The organism is Roseateles sp. (assembly GCF_039929605.1).
Lineage (GTDB): Bacteria > Pseudomonadota > Gammaproteobacteria > Burkholderiales > Burkholderiaceae_C > Pelomonas.
In genome coordinates, this window is the sequence record NZ_JBDSQX010000050.1 from 12,327 (window position 1) to 37,225 (window position 24,899).

At 66.0% G+C, this 24,899-nt stretch carries 22 protein-coding genes; 3 read left to right on the forward strand and 19 right to left on the reverse strand.

The window, feature by feature from the left end; genetic code table 11:
- The first annotated feature begins 69 nt into the window (after positions 1 to 69).
- Positions 70 to 1,740 carry a hypothetical protein gene (locus tag ABIS05_RS06945; RefSeq protein WP_348063231.1) on the forward strand — a complete coding sequence of 557 codons (1,671 nt, stop codon included), beginning with the start codon at positions 70 to 72 and terminating at the stop codon, positions 1,738 to 1,740.
- A gap of 1 nt (position 1,741) precedes the next feature.
- On the opposite strand, the gene phoR is transcribed toward ABIS05_RS06945, so the two are convergent.
- From phoR to ABIS05_RS07000, 11 genes are all read right to left on the reverse strand, one after another.
- On the reverse strand, positions 1,742 to 3,073 hold the full coding sequence (gene phoR, locus ABIS05_RS06950; RefSeq protein WP_348011330.1) for a phosphate regulon sensor histidine kinase PhoR: 1,332 nt from the start codon (positions 3,071 to 3,073) through the stop codon (positions 1,742 to 1,744).
- Positions 3,074 to 3,125: 52 nt separating this feature from the next.
- Positions 3,126 to 3,827: a phosphate regulon transcriptional regulator PhoB gene (gene phoB, locus ABIS05_RS06955; RefSeq protein ID WP_348011331.1), complete on the reverse strand. Its 702-nt coding sequence runs from the start codon at positions 3,825 to 3,827 to the stop codon at positions 3,126 to 3,128.
- A 2-nt stretch (positions 3,828 to 3,829) separates the two neighbouring features.
- On the reverse strand, positions 3,830 to 4,537 hold the full coding sequence (phoU, locus tag ABIS05_RS06960; protein WP_348011332.1) for a phosphate signaling complex protein PhoU: 708 nt from the start codon (positions 4,535 to 4,537) through the stop codon (positions 3,830 to 3,832).
- A 9-nt stretch (positions 4,538 to 4,546) separates the two neighbouring features.
- Positions 4,547 to 5,332 carry a phosphate ABC transporter ATP-binding protein PstB gene (gene pstB, locus ABIS05_RS06965; protein ID WP_348011333.1) on the reverse strand — a complete coding sequence of 262 codons (786 nt, stop codon included), beginning with the start codon at positions 5,330 to 5,332 and terminating at the stop codon, positions 4,547 to 4,549.
- A gap of 9 nt (positions 5,333 to 5,341) precedes the next feature.
- On the reverse strand, positions 5,342 to 6,205 hold the full coding sequence (pstA, locus tag ABIS05_RS06970; protein ID WP_348011334.1) for a phosphate ABC transporter permease PstA: 864 nt from the start codon (positions 6,203 to 6,205) through the stop codon (positions 5,342 to 5,344).
- Positions 6,202 to 7,158, reverse strand: coding sequence for a phosphate ABC transporter permease subunit PstC (gene pstC / locus ABIS05_RS06975; RefSeq protein ID WP_348011335.1), 957 nt, complete (start codon positions 7,156 to 7,158; stop codon positions 6,202 to 6,204). Before pstC ends, pstA begins: the two co-directional genes overlap by 4 nt.
- A 169-nt stretch (positions 7,159 to 7,327) precedes the next feature.
- The gene (gene pstS, locus ABIS05_RS06980) at positions 7,328 to 8,377 is read right to left on the reverse strand and encodes a phosphate ABC transporter substrate-binding protein PstS (protein ID WP_348011336.1); all 1,050 of its coding nucleotides are present in this window, start codon (positions 8,375 to 8,377) and stop codon (positions 7,328 to 7,330) included.
- A gap of 285 nt (positions 8,378 to 8,662) precedes the next feature.
- Entirely contained in the window at positions 8,663 to 9,994 is a 1,332-nt protein-coding gene (gene glmM / locus ABIS05_RS06985) for a phosphoglucosamine mutase (protein WP_348011337.1), read from the reverse strand.
- 13 nt (positions 9,995 to 10,007) lie between these two features.
- Positions 10,008 to 10,850 (reverse strand): dihydropteroate synthase, encoded by an 843-nt coding sequence (gene folP / locus ABIS05_RS06990; RefSeq protein WP_348011338.1) that lies wholly within the window; start codon positions 10,848 to 10,850, stop codon positions 10,008 to 10,010.
- 61 nt (positions 10,851 to 10,911) lie between these two features.
- On the reverse strand, positions 10,912 to 12,813 hold the full coding sequence (gene ftsH / locus ABIS05_RS06995) for an ATP-dependent zinc metalloprotease FtsH (RefSeq protein WP_348011339.1): 1,902 nt from the start codon (positions 12,811 to 12,813) through the stop codon (positions 10,912 to 10,914).
- Positions 12,814 to 12,927: 114 nt separating this feature from the next.
- Entirely contained in the window at positions 12,928 to 13,602 is a 675-nt protein-coding gene (locus ABIS05_RS07000; RefSeq protein ID WP_348011340.1) for an RlmE family RNA methyltransferase, read from the reverse strand.
- 100 nt (positions 13,603 to 13,702) lie between these two features.
- On the opposite strand from ABIS05_RS07000, the gene ABIS05_RS07005 reads away from it, so the two are divergent.
- Positions 13,703 to 14,176: a YhbY family RNA-binding protein gene (locus ABIS05_RS07005; protein WP_348011341.1), complete on the forward strand. Its 474-nt coding sequence runs from the start codon at positions 13,703 to 13,705 to the stop codon at positions 14,174 to 14,176.
- Here ABIS05_RS07005 and ABIS05_RS07010 read toward each other — a convergent pair.
- The 6 genes from ABIS05_RS07010 to ABIS05_RS07035 form a co-directional block, all read right to left on the reverse strand.
- Positions 14,154 to 14,600, reverse strand: coding sequence for a DUF4149 domain-containing protein (locus ABIS05_RS07010; RefSeq protein WP_348011342.1), 447 nt, complete (start codon positions 14,598 to 14,600; stop codon positions 14,154 to 14,156). The genes ABIS05_RS07005 and ABIS05_RS07010 overlap by 23 nt on opposite strands.
- A complete protein-coding gene (gene greA, locus ABIS05_RS07015) occupies positions 14,600 to 15,076 on the reverse strand; it encodes a transcription elongation factor GreA (protein ID WP_348011343.1) in 477 nt (158 codons plus the stop codon). Before greA ends, ABIS05_RS07010 begins: the two co-directional genes overlap by 1 nt.
- Positions 15,077 to 15,157: 81 nt before the next feature.
- Positions 15,158 to 18,436 carry a carbamoyl-phosphate synthase large subunit gene (gene carB / locus ABIS05_RS07020; RefSeq protein WP_348011344.1) on the reverse strand — a complete coding sequence of 1,093 codons (3,279 nt, stop codon included), beginning with the start codon at positions 18,434 to 18,436 and terminating at the stop codon, positions 15,158 to 15,160.
- A 21-nt stretch (positions 18,437 to 18,457) separates the two neighbouring features.
- Positions 18,458 to 19,099, reverse strand: a complete 642-nt coding sequence (gene leuE / locus ABIS05_RS07025; protein ID WP_348011345.1) for a leucine efflux protein LeuE — start codon at positions 19,097 to 19,099, stop codon at positions 18,458 to 18,460.
- 14 nt (positions 19,100 to 19,113) lie between these two features.
- A complete protein-coding gene (gene carA / locus ABIS05_RS07030) occupies positions 19,114 to 20,274 on the reverse strand; it encodes a glutamine-hydrolyzing carbamoyl-phosphate synthase small subunit (protein ID WP_348011346.1) in 1,161 nt (386 codons plus the stop codon).
- Positions 20,275 to 20,487: 213 nt separating this feature from the next.
- A complete protein-coding gene (locus ABIS05_RS07035) occupies positions 20,488 to 20,889 on the reverse strand; it encodes a heme-binding protein (protein WP_348011347.1) in 402 nt (133 codons plus the stop codon).
- 91 nt (positions 20,890 to 20,980) lie between these two features.
- Between ABIS05_RS07035 and ABIS05_RS07040 the strand changes: the two genes are divergently transcribed.
- Positions 20,981 to 21,673, forward strand: a complete 693-nt coding sequence (locus ABIS05_RS07040; RefSeq protein ID WP_348011348.1) for a Bax inhibitor-1/YccA family protein — start codon at positions 20,981 to 20,983, stop codon at positions 21,671 to 21,673.
- Between the two features lie 118 nt (positions 21,674 to 21,791).
- Here the strand turns inward: ABIS05_RS07040 and ABIS05_RS07045 are convergent, their stop codons facing one another.
- Entirely contained in the window at positions 21,792 to 23,318 is a 1,527-nt protein-coding gene (locus tag ABIS05_RS07045) for a glycoside hydrolase family 5 protein (RefSeq protein ID WP_348011349.1), read from the reverse strand.
- 122 nt (positions 23,319 to 23,440) lie between these two features.
- Positions 23,441 to 24,793 (reverse strand): 23S rRNA (uracil(1939)-C(5))-methyltransferase RlmD, encoded by a 1,353-nt coding sequence (gene rlmD, locus ABIS05_RS07050; RefSeq protein WP_348011350.1) that lies wholly within the window; start codon positions 24,791 to 24,793, stop codon positions 23,441 to 23,443.
- Positions 24,794 to 24,899: the final 106 nt, after the last annotated feature.

Here is a 24,899-nt window from a genome sequence, read left to right on the forward strand (position 1 = left end):
TTCGCAGCACCAACGTCAAAGGGCAGCTTTCGCTGCCCTTTTGCTTTTTGAGCCCCATTTGACGGCATCATGCCGGTCGGTTTCATCGAACTCTCGCGCGTGAATCTCCCCACCCCCGCCATCGTCGCCGAACGCGGCGTCGAGCGCCTGCCGCGACTGGCCCTGCTGTTGCTGTGCGCGGCCTACGTGCTGCCCGGCATCTTCGGCCGCGCACCCTGGCGCAATGCCGACCTGACATCCTTCGGCTTCATGGCCAGCATCGCCCAGGGCCACGCGCCCTGGTGGCAGCCAGCCATCGCCGGCATTCCGGCGGAAGGCGGCCCCCTGCCCTACTGGCTGGGCGCGCTGGCGATCAAGGCGCTGCCCTTTCTGGACGCCCCCGTCGCCGCGCGGCTGCCCTATGCCTTCGTGCTGGTGGGCGTGCTGGTGGCAGTCTGGTACGCCTGCTTCCACCTGGCGCGCACCGACGCCGCTCAGCCGGTCGCCTTCGCTTTCGGTGGCGAGGCCCAGGCGGTGGATTACGCACGCGCATTGGCCGACGGCGCGCTGCTCGCGCTGATGGCGTCGCTGGGCTTGCTGCAGCTGGGCCACGAGACGACGCCCGAGTTGGTGCAACTGCTGGCCGTGTCGGTCTACCTTTACGGCCTGGCGGCTGCGCCCTACCGCCGCCGGCGTTCGCGCCTGGCCGTGCTGCTCGCCCTGCCCGTCCTGGCGGCCAGCGGCGCGCCTGCCGTGGCCTGCGGGCTGGGGCTGCTGGGCGTGCTGCTCAACCACCGCTCCAGCTACGGCGACGCCAAGGGCCAGCGCGTCTGGCTGCTGGGCGCGTTGACGCTCGCCGTGCTGGCCGCCTGGGCCTTCAATGGCTGGGCCTGGCGGGTGCGTGCCACCCTAGACGTGGCCTCGCTGCTGAGCCTGCTGGCCTGGTTCTGCTGGCCCGCCGGGCCGTTAGCGCTGTGGACGCTGTGGCGCTGGCGCCGGCACGGGCTACGCCGGCACATCACGGTGCCCGCCATCGCGCTGCTGGTGCCGCTGGTGGCCTGTGTGGCGATGGACGGCTCGGAGCGTGCGCTGCTGCTGGCCCTGCCCTCGCTGGCCATCCTGGCGGCCTTCGCGCTGCCGACGCTGAGCCGCGGCTTCTCGGCGGCGGTGGACTGGTTCTCGGTGTTCTTCTTCAGCGCGGCGGCGCTGTTCTTCTGGCTCTACTACCTGTCTATGCAGACCGGCTGGCCGGCTCGCCCGCTGGCCAATCTGCAGCGCCTGGCCGAGGGCTTCGAGCCAAGCTTCAGCCTGCTCGCGCTGCTGTTTGCACTCGCTGCAACGGCCGCCTGGCTGGCCCTCGTGCGCTGGCGCACCGCGCGGCACCGCCATGCGCTGTGGAAGAGCCTGGCCCTGCCGGCCGGTGGCGTGGCGCTGGGCTGGTTGCTGGTCACCAGCCTGCTGCTGCCGCCGCTGGACTACGCACGCAGCCTGGCGCCGCTGGTCGGGCGGCTCAAGGCCCGCATGCCGGCGCAGGTGTCCTGCCTCGCGGCATCGGGTCAGAGCCTGCCCACACTGGCTGCGCTGGAATGGCATGGCGGCTGGCGTGTGGAGGGCCGGGGAATGCTTGCCACCACGCCCTGCAGTTATGCCGTCATCTCCGCCGGCCAGCCGACGCCCCAGGGCTGGCAGGTCATCGCGCAGGTGACGCGGCCGACCGACCGCAGCGGCAGCGCTGGCCTGGTGCTGCTCAAGCGTCCATGATTCAGTGATCTGACAGGGCAGCCGCGTTGAACGCCGCTTCATCGCCCAGCGCCGAGTCCGTCGCCTGCCGCACGCGTGCAGCCGGGAAGACGAGGCGGAAGCGCGAGCCCTTGCCGACCTCGCTCTGCACCATCAGCTCGCCGCCGTGGCGCTGCATGACGTGCTTGACGATGGACAGCCCCAGGCCCGTGCCACCGGTCTCGCGCGAACGGCTGCCGTCGACGCGGTAGAAGCGCTCAGTCAGCCGCGAGATGTGCTCGCGCGCGATGCCCAGGCCGGTGTCGATGACCGCCAGTTCGCCGTCGCCGCCTTCCAGCAAGCGCCAGGTCACCTCGATCTCGCCACCCTCGGGCGTGTAGCGCACGGCGTTGGTGACAAGGTTCGCCACGCCGCTGAGCAGCTCGCTCTCGATGCCGGCCAGCTCGTAGCCGGTGGTCGGCCTGAGGTGGAGCACATGGCGGCCGGCTGACAGCACCTCGGCGTCGGCAGCGATGCGCAGCAGCAGCCCGTCCAGGCTGACCCAGCGGTCGGCGCCGGGGCGCGGGCTGCCTTCCAGCTGGGCCAGCGTCAGCAGGTCGGCCACGAGGGTCTGCATGCGCTGGGTCTGCTGGTTCATCAGCACCAGCACGCGTTCGCGCTCCGCCGTCGTCAGCGGCAGCGAATGCATGGTTTCGATGAAGCCGGACAGCACGGTCAGCGGTGTGCGGATCTCGTGCGAGACGTTGGCGACGAAGTCGCGCCGCATGCCCTCGGAGCGCACGCGCTCGGTGACATCGAGCGAGAGCACGAGGCGCATGCCTTCGCCGTACTCGCGCACGATGATGGACAGCGTGCCTGGACCGCGTCCGTTGCCAAGCACGAGGGCCTCGGCAAAGTTGCCGGCCTGCAGGTAGGCGACGAAGGCCGGCGCGCGCACGAGGTTGGTGATGCGCTGGCGCAGGTCGCGCTGCGGGTCGAGTGCGAAGTGGTCGGCCGCGATGCGGTTGCACCAGACGATCTGCTCCTGCACGTCCAGCAACAGCACGCCGTTGGGCGAGGCCTCGATGGCCGAGAGGAACTGCTCCAGCTCCAGGCGGCTGCGGGCGACAGCGCGGTCGCGGTCGCGCACAGCACGTTCGATGCGGTAGCCGACCTCGCCCCACAGGCCGGTGTCGCGCGGCGCGTTCTCGAGCTGATTGCCGCGCAGCCAGGTGATCAAGCGGTGCCCGCGCACGGCGTCGACAAGCATCATCAGCAGGACGCCGCTGACGACGCCGACCCCGAGGCCGAGGCCTTCGATGCCCGTGGCCGCGCGGACCGCCACGCCGATGAAAATCCCAAGCAGTGCGGCCACAAGGGCCCTCAGCAATCGGGGTAGCAACCAGGTCATGCGGGGCGGGAGAAGCTCAAGCTGAGAGCGTGCTGCTCTGTTGGGTCAGTCGGTAACCGGCGCCGCGGACGGTCTCGATCATGCGGGCGCACTGCACGCGCTCCAGCGCCTCGCGCAGGCGCTTGACGTGGACGTCGATGGTGCGCTCTTCGATGAAGACGTGATCTCCCCAGACCCGGTCCAGCAGCTGCGAGCGGCTGTGCACGCGCTCGGGGTGGGTCATCAAGAAGTGCAGCAAGCGGAACTCGGTGGGACCGAGCTTGATCTCGTTGCCTTCGCGGCTCACGCGGTGCGTGCCCGGGTCCAGCAGCAGCGGGCCCACCTCGACCGCGCTGTCCAGCGCCTCGGGCGCCTTGCGGCGCAGCACGGCGCGGATGCGGGCGAGCAGTTCGTTGGTCGAGAAGGGCTTGGTGATGTAGTCGTCCGCGCCTGCGTCGAGGCCAGCGATCTTGTCGCCCTCATCGGCGCGTGCCGTCAGCATGATGATGGGCAGCTCCTTCGTGCGCGCCGCGCTGCGCCATTGGCGGGCCAGGGCCACGCCGCTTTGGCCGGGCAGCATCCAGTCCAGCACGATGAGGTCCGGCAGCACGCGGTCAACCTCGTACTGAGCCGACGTTGCGCTGGCGGCCAGCGTCACCTCGAAACCGGCGTGGCGCAAGTTGATGGAGATCAGCTCGGCGATGGCCGATTCGTCTTCGACGACAAGGATGCGGCTCATGCTCACCTCACCATCGTTTCAACGGCTTCGGGCGTGTTGTGACGCACGTCCTGGCCCTTGACCACGTAGATGACGACCTCGGCCAGGTTCTTGGCGTGGTCGCCGACACGCTCGATGGCCTTGGCCACGAAGACGAGGTCGATGGACGAGGAGATGGTGCGCGGGTCTTCCATCATGTAGGTGATGAGCTTGCGCAGCAGGCCGTCGAATTCCTTGTCGATCTCGTCGTCGTGCTTGAGCACGTCCAGCGCGCGCTCCACGTCCAGGCGGGCGAAGGCGTCGAGCGACTTGCGCAACTGGGCGGTGGCCAGTTCAGCCTCGAACTTGAGGTCGGACATCGGCACACGCATGCGGCTCGACACGCCGCTGGCCACAAGGCGCTGCACGGTCCGGGCGATGCGCGCGGCCTCGTCGCCGACGCGCTCAAGGTTAGCGATGCTCTTGCTGATGGCGATCAGCAGGCGCAGGTCACGGGCCGTGGGCTGGCGGCGCGCAATGATGGTCGAGAGATCGCGGTCGATCTCGATTTCCATCGCGTTCACGCGGCCTTCCTTGGCCAGGACTTCGTCGGCCGACTCGGGGTTGAAGTCGCTGAGGGCCTGCACGGCCTGGGCCACCTGGGCCTCGACGAGACCGCCCATTTCCAGCACACGGGTCGAGATGCCACTGAGTTCGGCATCGAATTGGGTGGAGAGATGCTTGTCAACCATGGGAGATCCTTAACCGAACCGGCCGGTGATGTAGTCCTCGGTGTCCTTGCGCTTGGGCTTCATGAAGAGCTCAGCGGTCGGTCCGAATTCGATGAGGTCGCCCAGGTACATGTAGGCGGTGTAGTCCGAGCAGCGCGCGGCCTGCTGCATGTTGTGGGTCACGATGGCGACGGTGTAGTCGGCCTTCAGCTCATGGATCAGCTCCTCGATCTTGCCGGTGGAGATCGGGTCCAGCGCCGAGCAGGGCTCGTCGAGCAGCAGCACCTCGGGCTTGATGGCAATGCCGCGTGCGATGCACAGGCGTTGCTGCTGGCCGCCGGAGAGGCCGGAGCCGCTCTGGTTGAGCTTGTCCTTCACTTCACCCCAGAGGGCCGCCTTCTTCAGCGCCCACTCCACGCGCTCGTCCATCTCCACGCGCGGCAGCGTCTCGAACAGCTTCACACCGAAGGCGATGTTGTCGTAGATGGACATCGGGAAGGGCGTGGGCTTCTGGAAGACCATGCCGATCTTGGCGCGGATCAGCGAGACGTCGTCCTTGCTCTCCAGGATGTTCTCGCCGTCCAGCAAGATCTGGCCTTCGGCGCGCTGTTCGGGGTAGAGCTCGAACATGCGGTTCAGCGTACGCAGCAGCGTGCTCTTGCCGCAGCCCGAGGGGCCGATGAAGGCGGTGACCTTGTTCTGGGGGATGTCGAGGTTGATGTTCTTCAGCGCGTGGAAGCTGCCGTAGAAGAAGTTCAGGTTGCGCACCGAAAGTTTGGCGCGCTCACCCACGGGCGTTTCAATCTTGGCGTCCATGGTGGTTCCTTAATGTTTGTTCTTGAAGAGCACGCGGGCCAGGATGTTCAGCAGCAGCACGCCCATGGTGATCAGGAAGACGCCGGCCCAGGCCAGCTTCTGCCAGTTCTCGTAGGGGCTCATCGCGAACTTGAAGATCGTGACCGGCAGGCTGGCCATCGGCGCGCTGATGTCGCTGGTCCAGAACTGGTTGGACAGGGCCGTGAACAGCAGCGGCGCCGTCTCGCCCGACACACGGGCCAATGCCAGCAGGATGCCGGTGAGCACGCCGGCGCGGGCTGCCTTCAGCGTCACGGTCATGATGACCTTCCACTTCGGCGTGCCCAGCGCGTAGGCCGCCTCGCGCAGTGCGTTGGGCACCAGGCTCAGCATGTTCTCCGTCGTGCGGATGACGACCGGGATGACCAGCAGCGCCAGCGCCAGTGCACCCGCCATGCCGGAGAAACTCTTCAGCTTGGCCACGACCATCGCGTACACGAACAGGCCGACGACGATGGACGGCGCGGACAGCAGGATGTCGTTGATGAAACGCACCACGCTGCCCAGCCATGTCTTCTGGCCGTACTCGGCGAGGTAGACACCGGCCAGGATGCCGACCGGCGTGCCGACAAGCGTGGCCAGACCCACCATGACGAAGCTACCAAAGATGGCGTTGGCAAGGCCACCGCCATCGCCCTGGGGCGGCGGTGTCATCTCGGTGAAGGTGGCCAGCGTCAGGCCGCCGATGCCGAGATAGATCGTTTCGAACAGGATCCAGACCAGCCAGAACACGCCGAAGCCCATCGCGCCGAGGGACAGCGCCAGCGCGACGGCATTCTTGCGCTTGCGCTTGTGGTGCATCGCCAGACGGCGAACGTCGAGAGCGGAATTCATGAGCGGGTTCCTTCGCTCTTCTTCAGGCGCATCAGCAGCAGCTTGGAGATGGTGAGCACGACAAACGTGATGAGGAAGAGCACAAGGCCGAGGTACATCAGCGAAGCCTGGTGCAGGCCTTCACCGGCTTCGGCGAACTCGTTGGCCAGCGTGGACGTGATGCTGTTGGTCGCTTCGAACATCGACGGTGAGAGCTGGTTCATGTTGCCGATGACGAAGGTGACCGCCATCGTCTCGCCCAAGGCACGGCCCAGGCCCAGCATGACGCCGCCGACAACGCCGGTCTTGGTGTACGGCAGCACGACGCGGGAGACGACCTCCCAGGTCGTCGCGCCCAGGCCATAGGCGCTTTCCTTCAACATAGGCGGCGTGACCTCGAAGACGTCGCGCATCACCGAGGCGATGAAGGGAATGATCATGATCGCCAGGATGATGCCGGCCGACAGGATGCCGATGCCGACGGGCGGGCCGGTGACCAGCGCACCCAGGACAGGCACACCAGCGAGCAGCGCCTGCAGCGGCTCCTGGACGAAGCTAGCCAGGATGGGCCCGAACACCAGCAGGCCCCACATGCCGTAGACGATGGAGGGCACGGCGGCGAGCAACTCGACGGCGATGCCCAGCGGGCGCTTCAGCCAGTTGGGCGACAGCTCGGTCAGGAAGATGGCGATGCCGAAGCTGATCGGCACGGCGATGACCAGCGCGATGAAGGAGCTGGCCAGCGTGCCGTAGATCATCACCAGGCCGCCGAACTTCTCCTGTACCGGGTCCCATTCAGAACTGGTCAGGAAGCCGAGGCCGAAGGCCTTCAGGGCCGGCGTCGCGCCGACGATGAGCGAGCCGATGATGCCCACCATCAACAGCAGCGTCAGCCATGCGGCGCCCTGGGACAGCGCGGCGAAAACGGCGTCAGCCCAGGGAGCGACTCGGCGGCGCGGAGGTGGGGGGCTCATCGGAGAAATATGCGAGTGAGGTTCGCGTCGATCAGCGCCTGAGCTGTCGGCTGGAAGGATGGCTGCCAAGGAACCTCCGATTTGGGGTCATCATGGGATTGGGCGCCTTGACATGGCAAGGCCCGGCGAGTGCCGGGCCTGCTATCAGGTCAAGGATTGCGCCCAGGGGTCACTTGAACGCGACAGGCTTGCCGGCCGTGTCCTTGATGTGGTCGGCCCATTGCTTGCGCACCAGGTCCTTCACGCTCGCGGGCAGGGGCACGTAGTCGAGATCGTCGGCCATCTTGTCGCCGTTAACGTAAGCCCACTCGAAGAACTTCAGCGCGGCGCTGGCCTGGGCGGCCTTGTCCTGCGACTTGTACATGAGGATGTAGGTCGGGTTGGTCAGCGGCCAGGCGGTCTTGCCGGGCTGGTCGGTGGTGACCTGGTAGAAGGTCTTGTTCCAGTCGGCCCCGGCTGCGGCGGCCTTGAAGGCGTCGTCCGTCGGGCTGACCCATTGGCCATCCTTGTTCTTCAACTGGACGTAGGTCATCTTGTTCTGCTTCACATAGGCGTACTCGACGTAGCCGATGGAGTTGGGCAGACGCTGCACGAAGGCGGCAACGCCCTCGTTACCCTTGCCGGCGGTGCCGGCCAGCCACTTGACCGTCGTGCCTTCGCCGACCTTGCTCTTCCAGTCTTCGCTGACCTTGGACAGGTAGTTCGTGAAGATGAACGTGGTGCCCGAGCCGTCGGCGCGAGCGACCGGGGCGATGACGGCGTCCGGCAACGCCAGGCCGGCATTCAGCGCCACGATGGCCGCGTCATTCCACTTCGTGATCTTGCCGAGGTAGATGTCAGCCAGCACGGTGCCCGTCAGCTTGATCTGACCCGGGGCGATGCCCTTGATATTGACGACGGGAACAACACCACCGATGACGGTGGGGAATTGCACGAGGCCGTCCTTGGCCAGATCTTCGTCCTTCAACGGCATGTCGGACGCACCGAAGTCCACCGTCTTGGCCTTGATCTGGCGGATGCCCGCGCCGGAGCCGACCGATTGATAGTTGATGCGCGCACCGGTCGCCTTGTTGTAGGCATCGGCCCACTTGGCGTAGATGGGTGCCGGGAAGGTGGCACCGGCACCGGTGACGTCCTGAGCAAGCGCCACTTGAGCGCCGAACAGGCTCGCGAAAGTGGAAATGAGTGCGAGCGACTTGCTGACCTGGACAGATTTCATCTGAAACACCTTCCGCAAAGCGGTTTTGACGATGTTCGACATCCTAGGGATCGAATGTGACCATTCAGTGACCGCTACTGATCCATTCGGCAATTGGAGCGCGCCAAAGCCCTGGTGTGAAGCCGTGCGACCGACTTTGTGACGGTGTCATTTGACGTTCACGCAAACGTCATATTTGACTTCTAGGTGCCGCACAGCGCTTTTCTACACACCGGAGCCTTGAACGCAGCACGCCCAGCAAACAGGCCGCCCGAGGCCGGCCTGTTTGCTTTGGCGCGGCGGAGATCAGGCCGACACAGCGTCTACCAGCCGCTGGGCACAGCGCTGAGCCATGCCCGCGTCCGACGCCTCGACCATGATGCGCAGCAGCGGCTCGGTGCCCGAGGCACGGATCAGGATGCGCCCCTTGTTGCCCAGCTCGGCCGTCACCGCAGCCTGCTCCTCGGCGAGGCGGGTACTGCTCTTCCAATCCTGGCCGGGTTGCAACCGAATATTGAGCAGCACCTGTGGAAACAGGTCGACGCCTTGCAGTTGCTCCGCCAGGCTACGCCCGCTGCGGCAGACCGACTGCAGCACCAGCAGCGCGCTGACGATGCCGTCGCCCGTCGTGTGCTTGTCCAGCGCCAGTAGGTGGCCCGAGCCCTCGCCGCCAAGTTCCCAGCCGCGGGCGGCCAGTTCTTCCAGCACGTAGCGGTCACCCACCTTGGCGCGCACGAACTCGACATCGCGCGAACGCAGCGCCAGTTCGACGGCCATGTTGGTCATCAGCGTGCCGACCGCGCCGGGCACGCGCTGCCCCTGGCCGAGGCGGTCCAGCACCATCGCGTAGAGCAGCTCGTCGCCGTTGTAGAGGCGGCCATTGCCGTCGACAAGCTGCAGCCGGTCGGCGTCGCCGTCCAGCGCGATGCCGTAGTGGGCGCCGTGGGTCTTGACCGCTTCAACCAGCGCGCCTGGCGAGGTCGCACCAAAGCCGGCATTGATGTTGAAGCCGTCGGGCTTGCAGCCGATGGAGATGACCTCGGCGCCCAGCTCATGAAACACGTCTGGCGCGACGTGATAGGCCGCGCCGTTGGCCGCGTCGACGACGATCTTCAGGCCCTTGAGCGTGAGGTCGGAGCCGAAGCTGTTCTTGCAGAACTCGATGTAGCGGCCGCGCGCGTCTTCCAGGCGCTTGGCGCGGCCCAGGCTGGCGGAGTCGACCCATTGCGGCTCTTCGTCCAGCGCCGCTTCGACCGCCAGCTCCCAGGCGTCAGGCAGCTTCTCACCCTTGGCGGAAAAGAACTTGATGCCGTTGTCCTGGAAGGCGTTGTGCGAGGCGCTGATGACGACGCCCAGGTCCAGGCGCAGCGCTCGCGTCAGGTAGGCCACGCCCGGCGTGGGCAGCGGGCCGGTCAGCAGCACATTGACGCCAGCGGAGGCGAAGCCGGCTTCCAGCGCTGACTCCAGCATGTAGCCGGAGATGCGCGTGTCCTTGCCGATCAGCACCGTGGAGCGCTGGCTGGTCTTGCGCAGCACACGGCCGACGGCATGACCCAGGCGCAGCATGAAGTCCGGCGTGATGGGCGACTGACCGACTGTGCCCCGAATGCCATCGGTTCCAAAATACTTGCGGCTCATTGAGCTCTTTCTCTTATTCAGTCGCCGGAATTGTCGCCGCATCGACTGCAGCCCAGACCTTGAGGGCGTCCACCGTCGCAGCGACATCGTGCACACGAATCACGTTCGCGCCAGCGCTGACGGCGCGCAGCGCGGCAGCCAGGCTGGCGGGCAGGCGCTGGTCGACGGGCCTGCCGGTGATGTCGCCCAGCGTGCGCTTGCGTGACCAGCCGACCAGCAGCGGGTAGCCCAGTTCAGTCAGGCGCTGCTGGCCCGCGAGCAACTGGAGGTTGTGCTCAGCGGTCTTCGCAAAACCATAGCCAGGGTCCAGCGCGATGCAGTCGGCCGGGATGCCCGCGTCCCGTGCTGCCTGCGCCCGCTGGCCCAGGAAGGCGCCCACCTCGACGACAACGTCGCCATACACCGCCAGATCCATCATCGACGCCGGCTCGCCGCGCATATGCATCAGGCAGACACCGGCGCCGCTGCCAGCAACGGCCGCCAACGCACCGCGCAGTTGCAGGGCCTGTACGTCATTGATGATGTCGGCGCCGGCATCCAGCGCGTGGCGCATGACCTCGGGCTTGCAGGTGTCGACCGAGACCGGCACACCCAGCGTGACGGCCGCGGCCAGCACCTTCACGATGCGCGCCCATTCGCTGTCGGCATCGACCCTGGGGGCTCCGGGGCGAGTGGACTCGCCACCGATGTCGAGGATGTCTGCGCCCTCCGCCACCAGCCGCTCGCAGTGGGCGATGGCGGTGCGATCGTCGTCGTGCCGGCCGCCGTCCGAGAAGGAATCGGGCGTCACGTTGACGATGCCCATCACCTTCGGGCGGCTCAGGTCGATGCGGAAACGGCGCGTCTGCCAATGCATGTTGTCGTTCGCAAATAGAAAACGGGCCCGGTGGAAGCCGGGCCCGTCGATGGGGAGAGGATCAGGCTGCGGCCGGAGCGCCGTCGGTGCTGACCGGGGGCGTGCCACCGCTCGGGCCGCTGCTCGGGGTCGGCGTGCCGCCACCCGGCTCGCGCGGCGGGCGGCCGGCCATGATGTCCAGGATCTGGTCGCGGTCGATGGTTTCCCACTTCATCAGCGCGGCGGTCATCGTCTCGACCTTGTCGCGGTTGTCTTCCAGGATCTTCTGCGCCACGGCGTACTGCTGGTCGAGGATGCGGCGGATTTCGCCGTCGACCTTCTGCTGCGTGTTCTCGCTGATGTTGGCCGTCTTGGTCATGCTGCGGCCGAGGAAGACTTCGCCCTCGTTCTCGGCATAGACCATCGGGCCCAGCACCTCGCTCATGCCGTAGCGCGTGACCATGTCGCGGGCCATGCGGGTGGCACGCTCGTAGTCGTTGGACGCGCCCGTCGAGATGTCGTGGACGAAGAGGTCCTCGGCAATGCGGCCCCCGAACATGATGCTGATGCTGTTGAGCATCTGCTTGAAATAAAGGCTGTGCTGGTCACGCTCGGGCAGTTGCCAGGTCACGCCCAGCGCGCGGCCGCGCGGCATGATGGTGACCTTGTGGACCGGGTCGGTGTTGGGCAGGATCTCGGCAACGATGGCGTGACCGGACTCGTGATAAGCCGTGGCGCGCTTCTCGTCCTCGGACATGACCATGCTCTTGCGCTCGGGGCCCATGTAGAGCTTGTCCTTGGCGCGCTCGAAGTCAAGCATTTCCACCAAGCGACCATTGCGGCGGGCAGCAAACAGCGCCGCCTCGTTGACGAGGTTGGCCAGGTCGGCGCCGCTCATGCCGGGCGTGCCGCGGGCCAGGATGGACGCGTTGACGTCCTGACCGATGGGCACCTTGCGCATGTGCACATTCAGGATCTGCTCGCGGCCACGGATGTCCGGCAGCGTCACATAGACCTGGCGGTCGAATCGGCCGGGGCGCAACAGGGCCGGATCGAGGATGTCGGGGCGGTTGGTGGCCGCGACGACGATGACACCGAGATTGGTCTCGAAGCCATCCATCTCGACCAGCATCTGGTTCAGCGTCTGCTCGCGCTCGTCGTTGCCGCCGCCCAGGCCAGCACCGCGATGGCGGCCGACAGCGTCGATTTCGTCGATGAAGATGATGCAGGGCGCGCTCTTCTTGGCTTGCTCGAACATGTCGCGCACGCGGGCCGCGCCGACACCGACGAACATTTCGACGAAGTCGGAACCCGAGATCGTGAAGAAGGGCACCTTGGCTTCACCGGCGATGGACTTGGCCAGCAGCGTCTTGCCGGTGCCGGGAGGGCCGACCAGCAGCACGCCACGCGGGATACGACCGCCGAGCTTCTGGAACTTCTGCGGGTCCTTCAGGAAGTCAACCAGCTCCTTCACCTCTTCCTTGGCCTCGTCGCACCCGGCGACGTCGGCGAAGGTGACGGTGTTGCTGGCCTCGTCGAGCATGCGGGCTTTGGATTTGCCGAAGCTGAACGCCCCGCCTTTGCCACCGCCCTGCATCTGGCGCATGAAGTAGACCCACACGCCGATCAGCAGCAGCATCGGCGCCCAGTTGATCAGCATGCTGAGCAGGAAGCTCTGCTCTTCACGCGGCTTGACGTCGAACTTGACGCCGTTGTTGCGCAAGTCGCCGACAAGGCCCTGATCCTTGGCTGTAGCCAGGGTGCGCAGCTTGTTGCCTTCGGTGTCCTCGGCAATGACGTCCCCGGCGAAACCATCCGGCAACGTGGCGGACTTGATCCGGCGCGCCTGGACCATGTCCAGGAATTCCGAATACGTCACTTGCTTGCCCGGCGCCGTCGCGCCGCCGAACTGCTTCACCACCGTGAACAGCACCAGCGCGATCACGATCCAGACGGCGAACTTCGAAAACCATTGATTGTTCACTGCGACTCCTTGGCCCTTCTTGGCCCTGTTACCACGACGCTCTCGCGTTCGGCCCCAGGACAGTGAGGGCGATTTTAGGTGACGCAAGGGGCCAGCCCCCGGCATCACCGTGCTTTAACGAGGTTTCAAACCGATACCGACCAGAAAGTTCTCTGAAGACCGGATGCGCGAGGCCTTGGGTTTCACGGCTTTGACGGTCTTGAAGCGTTCCCGGAACAACTGAACAAGCTGGTCGTAACCGCTGCCATGGAACACTTTGGCCACCAGCGCGCCCTCGGGCTTGAGATGCTGGCCGGCGAAATCCACGGCCAGCTCGACGAGGTTGGAAATGCGGGCGCCATCGATAGATGCAATACCGGACATGTTCGGCGCAATGTCCGACACCACCACGTCCACCGGCCGGCCGGCCAATGCAGCTTCCAGTTGGGCGTAGACAGCGGCGTCCTCGAAATCGCCCTGGATGAACTGCACGCCCTCAATGGGCTCGAACTCCAACAGGTCAAGCGCGATGATGGTGCCGTTGAGCTGGCCCACCGCCGCCCCGCCTCGTCCCGCCTCCGTGGGCGCGAAACGGCGGCGCAGGTACTGGCTCCACGCGCCCGGCGTGGCACCCAGGTCGACGACGACCTGGCCCGGGCGGATCAGCTTCAGCTCTTCATCGATCTCCTTGAGCTTGTAGGCCGCGCGAGACCGATAGCCGTCCTTCTGCGCCTGTTGCACATAGGGGTCGTTGACGTGGTTGTTGAGCCACGCCTTGTTCAGCTTTTTGCTTTTCGTTTGAGTTTTCACAGGGCTATTAGACGGGACAACGGCTGGCAGGTTGCGTCGCAGGCTCATGTCGCGAGCGACGCGAAGGCGCTCAGCGCCGGGCCGAAGACATAATTCGGGGATGCCTCAAATCTTCCTGACCCCTGCCCAGCGCAAGGACAAGCGCTCCGACGCCCACCATCTCGACCCGGTCGTGATGATCGGCGGCGATGGCCTCACCCCAGCCGTCGTGAAGGAAACCGACGCCGCGCTGAACGCCCACGGCCTGATCAAGATACGGGTGCTGGGCGACGACCGCACGGCCCGCGAGGCGATGTTCACGCAGCTCTGCGACGAACTGGGTGCAGCGCCCATCCAGCACATCGGCAAGCTGCTGGTGCTGTGGCGCCCGATTCCCGAGAAAGTGGCCGCCGACCGCACGAGCGCCAAGCCCGGCGCGCGCGTCGTCAAGATCGTCAAGTTCTCCAAGAGTGGCAACGGCCGTCCCCAGGTCACCAAGCTCAAGGTGCTAGGCAATCAACGCGTCGCCCAGGGCGGCGAGCTCAAGCGCGCCAAGCGCCGCATGACCAGCGTCAAGAAGAACGTGTCCGACTGAGTCGCCAGGCCAGCGCCAGCACGGCGAAGCCCTTGACCGCGAAGAAGGCCAACGAGGCGCCGTGCAGCACCGCGAAAGATGCGACGCCTGTGCCGGCCTTGGCATCGGTCATCAACGGCTGCAGGGCGTAGTAGCCGGCGATGGTGCAGAACAGCACCACGGCCGGCAGCAGCAGCTCCCAGGAGAAAACGTTGCTGGCGGCGCCGGCCTCGACCTTGTCGCGCGTGATGCGGCGTTCCAGCAGCATCAGGATCAGCGCGATCGCCAGGCTGACTTTGGCTTCGGTGGCAAACAGCCGCCCGACGAACAAGCCTGCGTTGGCCCGCTCCAGCACGGCAAACGCGCTCGGCGCTGCTGCGAAGGCCACACACAGCAAAAAGCCGCCCCAGAGGGCGGCCAGCAGGGCTTGAAGCCGCGCGAACATCAGATATAGCGCACGTCGACAATCTCGTAACGCTTGGTGCCGCCGGGTGCCTGCACCTCGGCCACGTCACCGGCCTCCTTGCCGATCAGCGCGCGGGCGATGGGCGAACCGATGGAGACGCGGCCGGACTTGATGTCGGCCTCGTCGTCGCCGGTGATCTGGTAGGTCACCTCGGTGCCGCTGGCCTCTTCTTCGAGGTCCACCGTCGCGCCGAAAACCACGCGGCCACCGGCGTCCAGCGTGGACGGGTCGATGATCTGCGCGGCCGCCAGCTTGCCTTCGATTTCGAGGATGCGGCCTTCGATGAAGCCCTGCTTGTCCTTGGCCGCGTCGTACTCGGCGTTCTCGCTCAGGTCACCCTGCGCACGCGCTTCGGAGATCGCCTGAACGACGGCGTGGCGCTCGACGGTCTTGAGTCGGTGCAACTCTGCTTTGAGCGCCTCGGCGCCGCGCTTGGTCAGGGGAATGGTCGTCATATCAAAACTCGATGGGCAAAAAGCGTTCCGCCGCTGCGGCCCGTGTCCAGGCTGCGGCGGCGGAATCAATAGGGATGCAGTCTAAATCAGCTCGGCGTGCAGTTCCTGCAGGGATTGCACGGTCAGGCCATCACGGTGTTTCATGCCTTCGACCGCAGCTTCGCAGCCGGCCATCGTCGTGTAGTAGGTCACGCGGCTGGCCAGCGCCGACTGGCGGATGTAGCGGCTGTCGGCAATCGCCGTGCGGGTCTCGTCCACCGTCGTGAAGACTAGTTGGATGTCGCCACCCTTGAGCGCGTCGACGATGTGCGGGCGTCCGTCCTTGATCTTGTTGATCAGCTTGACGGGCACGCCGGCTTCCGTGATCGCAGCAGCGGTGCCGCGTGTCGCGACGATGCCGAAGCCCAGCTCGTGCAAGTCCTTGGCGATGGCGACGGCGCGGGCCTTGTCGCCGCTCTTGACCGTGATCAGCACATTGCCTTGGCGCGGCAGCCGCGAACCGGCGCCGATCTGGCTCTTCAGCATCGCTTCGCCGAAGGTCCTGGCTGAACCCATGACCTCACCCGTCGAACGCATCTCGGGGCTGAGGATGGGGTCCACGCCCGGGAACTTGTTGAACGGGAAGACGGCTTCCTTGACGCTGAAGTAAGGCGGGATGACCTCGGCCGGCACGCGGCCCTTGCGGTCGCGCTGGTCGACAAGCCTCTGGCCGGCCATGCAGCGCGCGGCGATCTTGGCGAGTTGCTGGCCGGTGGCCTTGCTCACGTAAGGCACGGTGCGCGAAGCACGCGGGTTCACTTCCAGCACGTAGACCGTGCAGGCCGCGAGGTCGGCGGTCACATCGCCCTGGATGGCGAACTGCACATTCATCAGGCCGATGACCTTGAGCGCCTTGGCCATCGCGGCCGTCTGGCGGCGCAGCTCGTCCTGCAGGTCGGCCGCCAGCGTGTACGGCGGCAGCGAGCAAGCCGAGTCGCCGGAGTGGATGCCGGCGGCCTCGATGTGCTCCATGATGCCGCCGATCATGACGTCGCCCGTCGAGTCGGCGATGCAGTCCACGTCGACCTCGACGGCGTCCTCCAGGAAGCGGTCCAGCAGCACGGGCGACTTCTCGGACACGCGCACGGCCTCGCGCATATAGCGCTCCAGGTCCTTGTCGCCGTGCACGATCTCCATCGCCCGGCCGCCCAGCACGTAGCTCGGGCGCACGACCAGCGGGTAGCCGATCTCGTTGGCCAGCTCCACGGCGGCTTCTTCGGTGCGCGCGATGCGGTTGGGCGGCTGCTTCAAGCCCAGCTCGTGCAGCAGCTTCTGGAAGCGCTCGCGGTCTTCGGCCATGTCGATGCTGTCGGGCGAGGTGCCGATGATGGGCACGCCGTAGCGCTCCAGGTCCAGCGCCAGCTTCAGAGGCGTCTGGCCGCCGTACTGCACGATGACACCGACCGGCTTCTCCTTGTCGACGATCTCGAGCACGTCTTCCAGCGTGACCGACTCGAAGTAGAGGCGGTCCGACGTGTCGTAGTCGGTCGAAACGGTCTCTGGATTGCAGTTGACCATGATGGTCTCGTAGCCGTCCTCGCGCAGGGCGAGCGCGGCGTGAACGCAGCAGTAGTCGAACTCGATGCCCTGGCCGATTCGGTTGGGGCCCCCGCCCAGCACCATGATCTTCTTCTTGTCCGTCGGGTTGGCCTCGCACTCGGCGTCCGCGCCTTCGTAGGTCGAGTACATGTAGGCCGTCTGCGTCGCGAACTCGGCCGCGCAGGTGTCCACGCGCTTGTAGACCGGGCGCACGTTCATCGCATGGCGGCGTTCACGCACGGCGTGCTGGTGCGTTCCCAGCAGCTTGGCCAGGCGCTTGTCCGAGAAGCCCTTGCTCTTCAGCAAGCGCAGCTCGGCCTCGGTGACGGACTCGATGGCGCGGCCTTTCAGCTCGCCTTCGATCTGCACGAGTTGCTCGATCTGCGCGAGGAACCACGGGTCCACCGCAGTCTCTTCGTAGATCTCGTCCAGCGACATGCCGATGCGGAAAGCGTCGGCCAGGAAGAGGATGCGCTCGGGGCCGGCTTCGCCGATCTCCTGCACGATCTCTTCGCGGTCGCTCGAACGCTCGGTCAACCCGTCGATGCCAGTCTCAAGGCCGCGCAGTGCCTTCTGGAACGACTCCTGGAAGGTGCGGCCCATGGCCATCACTTCGCCGACCGACTTCATCTGCGTCGTCAGTCGCGAGTCGGCCATCGGGAACTTCTCGAACGCGAAGCGCGGGATCTTGGTGACGACGTAGTCGATGCTGGGCTCAAACGACGCCGGCGTGATACCGCCGGTGATGTCGTTCTTCAGCTCGTCGAGCGTGTAGCCCACGGCCAGCTTGGCGGCGATCTTGGCGATGGGGAAACCGGTCGCCTTGGACGCCAGGGCTGAGGAGCGCGACACGCGCGGGTTCATCTCGATGACGACCATGCGGCCGTCCTTCGGGTTGATGGAGAACTGCACGTTGGAGCCGCCCGTGTCCACGCCGATCTCGCGCAGGATGGCGATGCTGGCGTTGCGCAGCAGCTGGTATTCCTTGTCCGCCAGCGTCTGGCTGGGCGCCACGGTGATCGAGTCACCGGTGTGGATGCCCATGGGGTCCAGGTTCTCGATCGAGCAGACGATGATGCAGTTGTCCGCCTTGTCGCGGACGACTTCCATCTCGTATTCCTTCCAACCGATCAGGCTCTCTTCGATGAGCAGTTCGTTGGTCGGCGAGAGGTCCAGGCCGCGCTTGCAGATCTCTTCGAACTCTTCCGGGTTGTAGGCAATGCCGCCACCCGAGCCACCGAGCGTGAAGCTGGGGCGGATGACCATCGGGAAGCCCGCGCCGCCGATTTCGAGCTGGATGCGCTTCTGCACGCTCCAGGCCTCCTCCAGCGAATGCGCGATGCCAGACCGGGCCGAGCCCAGGCCGATCTTGGTCATCGCGTCCTTGAACTTGAGGCGGTCCTCGGCCTTCTCGATGGCGTGCTCGTTGGCACCGATCATCTCGACGTTGTACTTCGCCAGCACGCCGTGCTTGTGCAGGTCCAGCGCGCAGTTCAGCGCCGTCTGGCCGCCCATGGTCGGAAGCACTGCATCGGGCCGTTCCTTGGCGATGATCTTCTCGACCACCTGCCAGGTGATGGGCTCGATGTAGGTGACGTCCGCCGTGTCCGGGTCCGTCATGATGGTCGCCGGGTTGCTGTTGACGAGGACGACCTTGTAGCCCTCCTCGCGCAGCGCCTTGCAGGCCTGGGCACCGGAGTAATCGAACTCGCAGGCCTGGCCGATGATGATCGGGCCCGCGCCGATGATGAGGATGGTCTTGAGGTCTGTACGTTTCGGCATGGCGGTCTGCGCTCTTGGAACTTAGAGAGTGGCCGTGGCCAGCTTGGCCCCGAATCCAACGAAAAGTGCACCGACGCCGGCATTGGCCGTGCTGGACAACCGGCGGCGCGCGCGGAAGGCGGCAGCCAGGCGGGCGCCGGCAAAGATCAGCGTCGAGAGATAGAGGAAGCTCAACACCTGGATGATGGAACCCAGGACCAGGAAGGTCAGCGCCGGGTGCGGGTAGGCCGGGTCGACGAACTGGATGAAGAACGACAGCAGGAAGGCGATGGCCTTGGGGTTCAGCAGGCTGACGACCAAGGCCTTCTTGAACGGCTGGCTGGCATCGACCATGCGAGGCGCTTCGGCCGTCTTGGCCTCACCGCGCCACGTGCTCACCGCGCCGCGCATCAACTGGATGCCGATCCAGCCCAGGTAGATCGCGCCCACCATCTTCACGATGAAGAAGATCTGCGGGCTGGCCATCAGCAGCGACGCACCGCCGGCAGCGGCTGCGGTCATCAACAGCGTGTCGCCGACGAACACGCCGCAGGCCGCGCCATAACCCGTGCGCACGCCGCGCTGCGCCGCGACGGACAGCACGTAGATCGAGTTCGGCCCAGGCAGCAGGATGATGAAGATCGCAGCCGCGAGGAAGGTGCCGAGGTCGGTAATGCCGAACATGAAGTGGCCCTCCTTCAGGACTTGTTCATCAAGGACACGAAATGGTCGAACAGGTAGGCGATGTCGTGCGGGCCGGGGCTGGCTTCCGGGTGGCCCTGGAAGCTGAAGGCCGGCTTGTCGGTGCGGGCGATGCCCTGCAGCGTGCCGTCGAACAGGCTGACGTGCGTCGCGCGCAGGTTGGCCGGCAGCGAGTCCGCGTCGACGGCGAAGCCGTGGTTCTGGCTGGTGATGCCGACGCGGCCACTGTCCAGGTCCTTCACCGGATGGTTAGCCCCGTGGTGGCCGAACTTCATCTTGAAGGTCTTGGCACCGGAGGCGAGCGCTAGGATCTGGTGGCCCAGGCAGATGCCGAAGACCGGGATGCCGGACTCGATCAGCTGCGCCGTGGCCGCGATCGCGTAGTCGCAAGGCTCCGGGTCGCCGGGGCCGTTGGACAGGAAGACGCCGTCCGGCTCCAGGTCGAACACGGCGCTGGCGGGCGTTTGCGCCGGCACGACGGTGACCTCGCAGCCGCGCTCGGCCAACATGCGCAGGATGTTGAGCTTGACGCCGAAGTCGTAGGCGACGACGTGGAACTTCGGTGCGGTTTGCGTGCCGTAGCCGGTGCCGAGCTTCCACTCGGTTTGCGTCCAGGCTTCGCTCTCGGTACGGCTGACGACCTTGGCGAGGTCCAGGCCGGACATCGACGGGGCAGCCTGCGCGGCTGCGACGGCGTCGTCGATGAGGTCCTGCGTCAACGCGACACCGGCGGGCAGCGCCAGGATGCAGCCGTTCTGCGCGCCCTTGGTACGCAGCACGCGGGTCAGGCGGCGCGTGTCGAGGCCGGCGATGGCCACGGTGCCTTCGTCGCGCAGGTATTGGTCGAGGGTTCGGCCCGAGCGAAAGTTGGAGGCGCGCAGCGGCAGGTCCTTGATGACGAGGCCGGCGGCATGCACCTTGGCCGCCTCGACGTCTTCATCGCTGACACCGTAGCTACCGATGTGCGGATACGTCAGCGTGACGATCTGCTTGCAGTAGCTCGGGTCGGTCAGGATTTCCTGATAGCCGGACATCGCGGTGTTGAACACCACTTCGCCCACCGTCTGGCCAGTGGCGCCGATGGATTGGCCTCGGAACACCGTTCCATCCGCCAATGCCAGGATTGCTTGAGGGGGGTGGAGCAGGTCAGCCAGCACAAAGGTCTCCGCAAGTGGGGCGCGTGCCCGGCATCAACCCGTCCGCAGACGAGTCAACTTGTAGAAACCAAAGGGGAGGTTTTCTAGAAACCTTGCAGGTTTCCGCCGGGCAGCGATGGGTTCAGGTAAACCCATCGAGTATAGCCGCCTCGGGTAAGTACGGAGGCTTCGTGACCACCTCGCGACGGCTTCGTGACGCCTCAAATGGCTGCCTCAGAGTGCAGCGATGCCCGCCTTGGCGATTTCCGCGTCTTCACTGGACTTGACGCCGCTGACACCGACGGCGCCGACGCATTGCCCATCCACGAGGATTGGCACTCCGCCCTCCAGCGTGCCGGCGAGGCCGGGCGCACTGAGGAAGGACATGCGGCCGCCGTTGATCATGTCTTCATAGACCTTGGATTCCCGCCGCCCCAGCGCTGCGGTGTGCGCCTTGGCGGGCGCGATCTGGGCGGAAATCGGCGCGGCGCCGTCCAGGCGCTGCAACCACAGCATGTGGCCGCCGGCGTCGACGATGGCGATGGTGACGGCCCAGTTCTGCGCGGCAGCATGGGCTTCGGCGGCGGCGGCGATGCGTTTGACATCGCCGAGTTCGAGTTGAGTTTGCTGTTTCATGGGCTTGCTTTCCAAGGGACAGCCCCCAATGTAGCTGGCAGTCAGCCGCCTAGAATCTGTGCGGTTTCCATTCTTCCCTCGGAGGATCCTCATGAACAACAGCATTCAAACGCCATACAGCTACGCCAACGCCGGCCTGGCCGTCGATCGTCAGCGCGTGCTGCGCAATACCTACTGGCTGCTGGCCCTGTCCCTGGTGCCGACGGTGCTGGGCGCCTGGATCGGCGTCGCCACCGGTGTGCTCCAGATGATGAGCCCGGGCACGAGCATGATCGTGTTCTTCGTCGGCGCGTTCGGCCTGATGTTCCTGGTCGAGAAGACCAAGGACAGCGCCGTCGGTGTCGCTGCCCTGCTCGGCTTCACCTTCTTCATGGGCCTGATGCTGTCGCGCATGATCGACCACGTGCTCGGCTACAAGAACGGCACATCGCTCGTCATGTCGGCCTTCGGCGGCACGGCGGCGATCTTCTTCACGATGGCCACGCTGGCCACCGTCATCAAGCGCGACCTGTCGTCGATGGGCAAGTTCCTGACAGTGGGTGCGGTGGTGCTGCTGGTGGCCTGCATCGCCAACTTCTTCCTGCAGTCGTCGGCACTGATGCTGACCATCCTGGTGCTGATGCTGGGCGTGTTCTCGGCCTTCATGCTGTACGACATCAAGCGTGTCATCGACGGCGGCGAGACCAACTACATCAGCGCGACGATGGCCATCTACCTGGACATCTACAACGTGTTCCAGAGCCTGCTGTCGCTGCTGGGCATCTTCGGCGGCGAGCGCGACTGATTGACCCACCCCGGAGGCGCTTCGCGCCTCCCCCTCAAGGGGGCGCTGCCAGCGGCCCGGCAAAGCCGGTTCCACGGCAGCTGCTTGATGAAGGAGCCCGCTAACGCGGCTCCTTTTTTTATTGCGCGGTCGGCTTGTAGTTCTTCAGGACATACGGCGCGCTGAGCACGACGGGCTGGCCGATCTGGCCCAGTTGCAATGCCAGGTTGACCGTGCCGCCGGCGAAGCTCTCGGCCGCCACGCCGCCGATGGCGATGGGCTCCAACTTGCTCGTCAACGTGACGGAGCCCGAGATCACGGCCGTGTAGGGCGGCGCGCCAACCTGCAACATCATGGGCGCGACGGCCTGGGCCTTGGCGTCCTCGGTATCGAGCCGGGCCCAGACGAGGACTTGCAGCTTGTCGCCCTTGGCAATGCTGCCCTGCAGCGGCGCGACGGCGCCGATGTCCCAGACGTTCGGCTTGGCGCCCTGCAGCGCCACCCGCAGGCAGACCTTGCCGCTCGCCGCGCAGGGCACCTGCTGGGTGGACTGACCATCGCCGTAGACCGACCAGGTCGTGACCCGCGGCGTGTTGATCAGGTAATCCAGCGCCGGGTCCGTGGCGCGCGCAGCGGGTGCGGCCGTGGCCTTCTCCGGCACCAGGGCGCCGTGGATGGGCTTCACCCAGCCGTCGGCCTTCATGTCCCAGAGCACGAAGTCGGAGTCGAACTGCCAGTAGGACCACGCGAAGCCGCGCGCCTCGGCACTGCGGGCCACCGCCGCCGTCCACGCCACGCGCTGGGCCATGCCGGCGGTTTCCAGCGCGCCGAACTCACCCAGCAGGATAGGCCGCTTGTTCTTGTCTGCCCAAGCCTTGACCTGGTCCAGGTCCTTCTTCAGCTTCTCCTGTTCAGCTGCAGTGCCCCAGTTAATGCCGGACAGCTTCTGGAATTCCGGCGTCCACGACGCACCCTGGTGGGTGAACGGCATCGGCGTGTAGTAGTGGAAGGTGGCGATGAGCCGCCGATCGGCCTCGGGCAGGCGCAGGCTGTCCAACTGGTCCAGGGAGTTCCAGGACTTGGGGCCAACGATGACGCGACGCGTGGGGTTGGTTTCGCGAATGATGGCCAGGTTCTCGGCCAGCATGTCGTTCCACACGGCATCGGCCGCACCGTTGGGCTCGTTCAGGATCTCGAAGATCACCGCGTCAGGGGCGCCCTTGTAGCGGGCGGCAACCTGGCGCCAGAACGCCTGCAGCCGCACGCGGCAGGACGGCAGGTCTGCCTCCTTGGCGCACTCGTTGAAGTTGTGCTCGTCGAGGATGAGCTGCAGGCCCGCCTTCAGGCCGGCGTCGACGAGTTCATCCAGCGTCTTGAGCCACTGCGCGGACAGGCGGTTGTCCGCGTCCATGTGGGCGAAGGCGTGCAGGTTGAAGCGCACATGGTCGAAGCCGCCGTCACGGATGGCCTGCATGTGACGTGGCTGGAAACGCGCCTTGGCCGGATCCACCCAGATCGCGTCGTAGCCGACGATGTTGACGCCGCGCTTGAGCGCGCCCAGCGCCGAGGCGCCCTCCCCTTGGGCCTGGGCCTGGGCCGGGCCCGACAGGCTGAGGGCCAGCCAAGCCAGACCGAACAGTCGAGCAACTTTGAAACGATTGAACATGGCTTGCCTTGTCTCCGGCTGTGTGATTTATAGGTAAACAAACTAAACAAGAATGTTTACTTATTTTGTCCACTGCACCGGATTCAACACCCCGGACTTACGCGGAGAGCCGAGCCGCAGGGTCAGCGGTCAAAGACGGCAATGGACTCGACGTGGGCCGTGTGCGGGAACATGTTCACCGCGCTCGCAGCTGTGCAGCGGTAGCCTGCCAAATTGACGAGCAGCCCGGCATCGCGTGCCAGCGTCGCCGGGTTGCAGCTCACGTAGACGATGCGCTTGGGCGGCGTCCAGCCGGGCGCCAGCGACGGGTCCTGCGCAATGTCCGCCACGGCCTTGGCAAGCGCGAAGGCGCCTTCGCGCGGCGGGTCGATGAGCCAGCGGTCGGCAATGCCGTCCAGCGCCAGCAGTTCGGGCGTCATCTCGAACAGGTTGCGCGTGACAAAGCTGGTCTTGTGCGCCAAGCCGTTCAGCTCCGCGTTCTCGCGCGAGCGGGCCACCAGCGTCTCGCTGCCCTCGATGCCCAGCACCTCACGCGCCTTGGTGGCCAGCGGCAGCGTGAAGTTGCCCAGGCCGCAGAACCAGTCGATGACGCGCTCGTCCGGCTCGACGGCCAGCAGGCGCAGCGCACGGCCGACCAGCGTCGTGTTGATGTGCGGGTTGACCTGCGTGAAGTCGGTCGGCTTGAACGGCATCGTCACGCCGAACTCGGGCAGGCGGTAGGCCAACTGCGGGCCGCCCTCGTCGAGCAGCTTGACCGTGTCCGGCCCCTTGGACTGCAACCACCACTGCACGCCGTGCTGGGTCGCGAATTCGCGCAGCAGCGCCAGGTCGCCTTCTGGCAGCGGGTTCAGGTGGCGCAGCACCAGCGCAATGACCTCGTCGCCCATGGCCAGCTCGATCTGCGGCAGGCGGTCGCGCTCGGCCATGCCGGCGATCAGTTCGCGCATCGGCATCAGCAGGTCGCTGACGACCTTGGGCACGACCTTGCAGACCTGCATGTCGGCCACGTAACGGCTCTTGCGCTCGTGAAAGCCGATCAGCACCGTGCCCTTCTTCTGCACGTAGCGCACCGAGAAACGGGCGCGATAGCGGTAGCCCCAGGTCGGGCCCTCGATGGGCCGCAGCAGCACTTCGGGCTTGACCTTGCCGAGGTGCCAGAGCTGGTCCTCGACGACCCGCTGCTTCACCGCCACCTGGGCGCCGGCATGCAGATGCGGCATCGTGCAGCCGCCGCAGGCGCCAGGGTGCAGGCCGAAATGCGGGCAGCCCGGCGTCACCCGCAGCGGGCTTTCCTTCTTGATCTCGGTGAGCTGGCCCTGCTCCCAGTTGTTCTTGCGCCGCGAGATCTGCGCCTTCACGATCTCACCCGGCAAGGCCCCGTCGATGAAGACCACCTTGCCCTCGGCGTTGTGCGCCACGCCCTGCGCCTCAAGTTCGATGCTTTCGACCTTGAGCCAATCTGTCGTCTGATTCATAGGGCCAGGATTATCCCGGCACTGATTGGAGCCCCTCGCCCGCCGAATACTGCGAGCGATCCCCCAAGGGGATGCGGGCCGGCTTGGGGCGGCCCTGCGCTCGGCC

Coding starts and splice junctions, on each gene's coding strand:
- pstB (WP_348011333.1), bottom strand. CDS start 5,332: ATGGACGCCAAGATTGAAACGCCCGTGGGTGAGCGCGCCAAACTTTCG.
- leuE (WP_348011345.1), bottom strand. CDS start 19,099: ATGTTCGGCATTACCGACCTCGGCACCTTCCTCGCGGCTGCGATCTTC.
- folP (WP_348011338.1), bottom strand. CDS start 10,850: ATGCATTGGCAGACGCGCCGTTTCCGCATCGACCTGAGCCGCCCGAAG.
- phoB (WP_348011331.1), bottom strand. CDS start 3,827: ATGAGCCGCATCCTTGTCGTCGAAGACGAATCGGCCATCGCCGAGCTG.
- ABIS05_RS07045 (WP_348011349.1), bottom strand. CDS start 23,318: ATGTTCAATCGTTTCAAAGTTGCTCGACTGTTCGGTCTGGCTTGGCTG.
- rlmD (WP_348011350.1), bottom strand. CDS start 24,793: ATGAATCAGACGACAGATTGGCTCAAGGTCGAAAGCATCGAACTTGAG.
- ABIS05_RS07035 (WP_348011347.1), bottom strand. CDS start 20,889: ATGAAACAGCAAACTCAACTCGAACTCGGCGATGTCAAACGCATCGCC.
- pstS (WP_348011336.1), bottom strand. CDS start 8,377: ATGAAATCTGTCCAGGTCAGCAAGTCGCTCGCACTCATTTCCACTTTC.
- pstA (WP_348011334.1), bottom strand. CDS start 6,205: ATGAATTCCGCTCTCGACGTTCGCCGTCTGGCGATGCACCACAAGCGC.
- glmM (WP_348011337.1), bottom strand. CDS start 9,994: ATGAGCCGCAAGTATTTTGGAACCGATGGCATTCGGGGCACAGTCGGT.
- greA (WP_348011343.1), bottom strand. CDS start 15,076: ATGACGACCATTCCCCTGACCAAGCGCGGCGCCGAGGCGCTCAAAGCA.
- ABIS05_RS07040 (WP_348011348.1), top strand. CDS start 20,981: ATGAACAACAGCATTCAAACGCCATACAGCTACGCCAACGCCGGCCTG.
- ABIS05_RS06945 (WP_348063231.1), top strand. CDS start 70: ATGCCGGTCGGTTTCATCGAACTCTCGCGCGTGAATCTCCCCACCCCC.
- carB (WP_348011344.1), bottom strand. CDS start 18,436: ATGCCGAAACGTACAGACCTCAAGACCATCCTCATCATCGGCGCGGGC.
- phoU (WP_348011332.1), bottom strand. CDS start 4,537: ATGGTTGACAAGCATCTCTCCACCCAATTCGATGCCGAACTCAGTGGC.
- pstC (WP_348011335.1), bottom strand. CDS start 7,158: ATGAGCCCCCCACCTCCGCGCCGCCGAGTCGCTCCCTGGGCTGACGCC.
- ABIS05_RS07005 (WP_348011341.1), top strand. CDS start 13,703: ATGCCTCAAATCTTCCTGACCCCTGCCCAGCGCAAGGACAAGCGCTCC.
- ABIS05_RS07010 (WP_348011342.1), bottom strand. CDS start 14,600: ATGTTCGCGCGGCTTCAAGCCCTGCTGGCCGCCCTCTGGGGCGGCTTT.